Source organism: Paenibacillus contaminans (genome assembly GCF_003285015.1).
GTDB classification, from domain to species: Bacteria; Bacillota; Bacilli; order Paenibacillales; family NBRC-103111; genus Paenibacillus_V; species Paenibacillus_V contaminans.
Genome location: NZ_QMFB01000094.1, coordinates 1 through 432 on the forward strand (window position 1 = coordinate 1; position 432 = coordinate 432).

Here is a 432-nt window from a genome sequence, read left to right on the forward strand (position 1 = left end):
CAGCGCGCTCAAGTCCGCATTGCTCGACTTCGCTCGCGTCACTGTGATCGTGTACGTCTTCGTTGTCGTGCCGTCCTCCGCCGTCACAACAACCGTGACGGTGTTCGTACCCACGCCCAGCGTTACGTGCTTCGCGCTGCCCGAATTGATGGTGTCATTGTTCACTGTCACTGTAGCCGTTGAGTCCGCCACGGTTGGCGTCACGTCGATACTCGTAACCGCATTGCCGACGCTCGCCGTGTAGCTGACATCGCCTGTTGTAAATCCAGGCGTCAACGTTCCCGCGCTTAGCGTCAGCGCGTTCAGATCTGCATTACTCGACTTCGCTCGCGTCACCGTGATCGTGTACGTCTTCGTTGTCATGCCGTCCTGCGCCGTCACAACAACCGTGACGGTGTTCGCGCCCACGTTCAGCGTTACGTTCTTTGCATT

At 58.3% G+C, this 432-nt stretch carries 1 protein-coding gene; it reads right to left on the bottom strand.

Annotated features, from left to right (window positions below; genetic code table 11):
* The coding region (locus tag DQG23_RS41685; RefSeq protein ID WP_192894711.1) for a cadherin-like beta sandwich domain-containing protein at positions 1–432 on the bottom strand (432 nt) is incomplete at both ends.